Below are 3,784 nucleotides of genomic sequence, written 5' to 3'. Positions count from 1 at the left end.
GCCGACATGCCCGCGTAGAGGGCGGGCGTGACGAGCCCTTCCCCAATCCCCCACACGAACCGGCCGGCCAGCAGGGTGAGGGGGTCGTGGGCGAACGCCGTCAGCACGATCCCGGCCGCGGCGACGTTCAGCGCCACACAGGCGACCGCGCGGGGTCGCCACCGGTCCACCCACGCGCCGCCGACGGGCTGGAACAACGCCTTGGCGGCCGCGAAGAGGGCGAACACCGCCGCGATGGTGACGGGCCCGGCGCCGACCCGCTCCTCCAGCTCCGGCACGAAGGGGATCAGGACGGTGTAGGAGGCGTTGACGCTGATGACGGCGACCAGGAGGAGGAGCGCCCGCCGCTGCCCGGTACCCATCAGGCGGCCTCGATGTAGGCGTGGAGGGTGGCGTGCATCCCGTTGATGGCGGTGGCCAGTTCGGGCCGGGCGGTGGGCGCGTAGACCATGGCCCACAGCTCGGTGCTGTCGAGCCCGTGCCGTTCCTTGAAGCGGTAGTTGTCCCGCCCCCACTCGATGCGTGCCATGCCGTTGTCGTAGGCCCACTGGGTGGACCGGTACATGAGCGCGATGTAGGTGCTGTACTCGTGGAGGCTCCGGTAGTCGACCCCGCCGCACATGAAGGTGACCTCGTCGCCGCGGCGGAACCCGAAGAACACCCCGACGAGCCGCCGCCCGACCCGGGCCGCGACGAGCAGTGCCCCGGGAATGTCCAGCATCCCGTGCAGGGCGTCCTCGTCGAACAGGGCGGGCCACTCGTTCTTGTCGCTGGTGTCGACGGTGAGGGGAAAGGCGTCCGGCACGAGGGCGTGTGCCTCGTCGCCGTCGAGCATCGCGACCCGCAGCCCACGCTCCTCGCCGCGCCGCAGCCGCCGCTCGACGTCCCGCCGGATCTTGTTGTCGAGCCGGTGGAGGTGGTCGGAGAAGGTCCCCCGGACGTCGATGCCGTACGTCCGTTCCAGGTGGACGGTACCGACCGGCGGTCCGACCGCGTGGTACCAACTGTCCACTCCCGCGCTGGTCACGTTGGGCACGACGAGGAGGTCGGCGCTTCCGCGCCGGATCCAGGACATGGCGGTGGCGTAGGCGCCTTCGACGAGTGGGCCGGGGATGCTGCCCCGCTTGCCGTACATGGAGTAGGGCGACCCGGCGAAGACGATGGGGTTGCCGAAGCGCCCGACGAGCCCGCACTGCAGCTCGTAGCCGTGCCAGAAGGGTGACATGGTGGTCTCGTAGAGCGGGAGGACGTCGTCCCCGGCGCGGACGTACGCGTGCCGGGTCCGCCGCTCGATGCCGATCTTCTCCCAGCCCCGCAACCAGGCCGCCGAGTCGTACAGGCAGCTGGCCGCGACCCGCTCCGGCACGTCCTCGCCGACGGTCCAGCCACCCCCGGCACTGGTGATCGCCATACCGCACCCCCGTCCGTGAGACCCGTGGGTCGAACGTAGAACAGGGGCGGTAACTCGATGGCTAGCCCAGGGTAACCCGCAGCGAGGGCTGCAGGCGGTCGCCGTGGGCGCGGACCATCTCGTCGCACAGGTGCCAGATCTGGTCGACCGTCAGCGCGGCGGCCGTCGCCGCGTCGGTCATCGCCGCGTGGCGGATGTGCCTGGGCTCGTCCTCCACGGCCGCCTTCACCACCAGGTCGTTCATGCTCAGGTACGTCCTGTTCAGCGCCGCCAGCTGCGGCGGCAGCATGCCCGCGCGCGTCGGCTGCACGCCCGACGCGTCCACCAGGCACGGCACCTCGACCGTCCCTCCCGCGGGCAGGTTCTCGATCAACCCGCGGTTGGGCACGTTCCCGTACACCATGCGGGGCGTGCCCGTCACCATGCTGTGGATGATCTGTGGCGCGTACTCCATCGTCCCCTCGACCGTAAGCGGTTCGCCGGCGGCCAGGGCGGTCCGGGTGCGCTCGTACTCGGCCGTGTTCTCCTCGACGATGTCCAGGTAGTTCCCCACCGGGATGCGCAGCCGCTCGATCTCGCTGTCGTGGTGCAGGTACCACGGGACGTACTCGCTCGAGTGCTCGCTCGTCTCCGTCGGGTAATAGCCCAGCCGGCGGTACATGTCCACGCGCACCCGCCTGCGCAGTTCCGGGTCCGACTCGATCACGTCGTCCAGGCGCCGGTACAGGTTCTCGCCGTCCCGCGTGAACTCCAGCACCCACGCCTGGTGGTTGACACCCGCCGCCCGGTACGTCACCTCCTCGAACGGGACGTCGACCAGGTCCGCCAGGCCGCGCATCGTCCAGTACACCGAGTGGCACAGGCCCACCACCCGCGTCAGGCCGGTCGCCTCCGTCAGGTACTGGACGTTCATCGCCATCGGGTTGGTGTAGTTCAGCAGCCACGCGTCGGGGCACACCGCCGCGATGTCGGTGCCGAGCGCACGCAACAGCGGGAACGTGCGCAGGGCGCGGAAGATGCCGCCCACCCCGAGGGTGTCCGCGATCGTCTGGCGGACGCCGAAGGCCGCGGGGACGTCGAAGTCGGTCCTGGTGGCCTCGGCCATCCCGACCTGCACGATGTTGATGACGAAGTCGGCCCCCGCCAACGCCTCCCGGCGGTCGAGGTGCGCGGTGAACCGCGGCGAGACCCCGCGCTCGCGGGCGATGTACCGGCCCGCCCGCTCGGCCGTGGACAGCCGCTCCCCGTCGATGTCGTGCAGGGCGATGTGCACGCCGCCCAACTCGGGGAAGGCGAACAGGTCCGCCAGCAGTCCCTGGGTGAACACGACGCTGCCCGCGCCGACGAAGGTGATCTTCATGCCTGGTTCTCCTCGACGTAGCTCATGGCGTCGGCCCACGTCGGCTGGGACGTCGTGCCGCCGGCGGACAACGTGGACAGCGCGCCGCACACGGTCGCCACGTCCAGGGCCCGCTGGTCGGGCAGGCCACGCAGCTTCGCGGCGATGAAGCCGGCGTCGAAGCTGTCCCCCGCGCCGACACTGTCCACAGCAGACACCGTGATGCCCTTGCTGTGCAACAGTGTGCCACCGCTGTGGCACAGGGCACCGGCGGCGCCGTTCTTCACCGCCACCAGGGGACCACGTGCCGCCAGCACGGACGCGGCGTCGCGCACCGACGTGGCGCCCGCCAGCCGCATCGCCTCGTTCGCGTTCGGCAGCAGGTAGTCCACCTCCGCCAGGAGCGGTCCCACGTCCCAGTTCCCGCTCGGGTCGTCGTTCGTGTCCAAGGACGTCGTCGCGCCGTGGCGGCGTGCCCGCGCCAGCAGGCCGGGCAGCACCTCGGCCATGGCCGCCAGCAGGAAGTACGACGACACGTGGACGTGCCTGCTCGACGCGAGCAGTTCCGGCGACACGGCGAAGGACGGCCACGACCCGCTGGTCAGCATCGCGCGGTCACCGTCCCGCGTGACGATCACCGTCAGCGGTGTCGGGGCGTCGTCCACCAGGAGCGCACCGGTGTCGACCCCGCGCTCCGCCAACGACTCCCGCACGAACCGGCCGGCCGCGTCGTCGCCGACGCGGGCCGCGATGGCGACCGACAGGCCGAGCCTGGCCGCCCCGCACGCGGTGATCGCGCCCGAGCCGCCCAGCGTCAACGCACCGGTGTCGACGAGTTGTTCGTGCTGGCCGAACGCCAGCGGTTCGCTCAGCGGGCCGACGATGACATCGGGGTTCGCGTCCCCGATGACGAGCAGGTCAACCATCTCATCCCTTGACGCCGGCCGCGGTGACCGACTGGATAAAGGTCTTCTGCGCGCCGAGGAACGCGAGCAGCACCGGCAGCCCGACCCGGTCGGCGACCCGGGCGGCGG

At 71.1% G+C, this 3,784-nt stretch carries 4 protein-coding genes; all 4 read right to left on the bottom strand.

Annotation, left to right across the window (positions count from 1 at the left end; genetic code table 11):
- Positions 1 to 362: MFS transporter (locus tag ACJ73U_RS08025; RefSeq protein ID WP_407776901.1), on the bottom strand; the 362-nt coding region annotated here is incomplete at its 3' end.
- Complete coding sequence (locus tag ACJ73U_RS08020; protein ID WP_407776900.1) at positions 362 to 1,411, bottom strand: GNAT family N-acetyltransferase; 1,050 nt, start codon at positions 1,409 to 1,411, stop codon at positions 362 to 364. The genes ACJ73U_RS08025 and ACJ73U_RS08020, both read right to left, overlap by 1 nt.
- Before the next feature lie 61 nt (positions 1,412 to 1,472).
- Entirely contained in the window at positions 1,473 to 2,771 is a 1,299-nt protein-coding gene (locus ACJ73U_RS08015; protein ID WP_407776899.1) for an alpha-glucosidase/alpha-galactosidase, read from the bottom strand.
- Positions 2,768 to 3,676: a carbohydrate kinase family protein gene (locus tag ACJ73U_RS08010; protein ID WP_407776898.1), complete on the bottom strand. Its 909-nt coding sequence runs from the start codon at positions 3,674 to 3,676 to the stop codon at positions 2,768 to 2,770. Before ACJ73U_RS08010 ends, ACJ73U_RS08015 begins: the two co-directional genes overlap by 4 nt.
- Positions 3,677 to 3,784: the final 108 nt, after the last annotated feature.

This window comes from Actinophytocola sp. (assembly GCF_045807065.1).
Classification (GTDB): domain Bacteria; phylum Actinomycetota; class Actinomycetes; order Mycobacteriales; family Pseudonocardiaceae; genus Actinophytocola.
The sequence above is the reverse complement of the archived record's forward strand: the minus strand, read 5'-3'. Positions and strand labels throughout refer to the sequence as shown.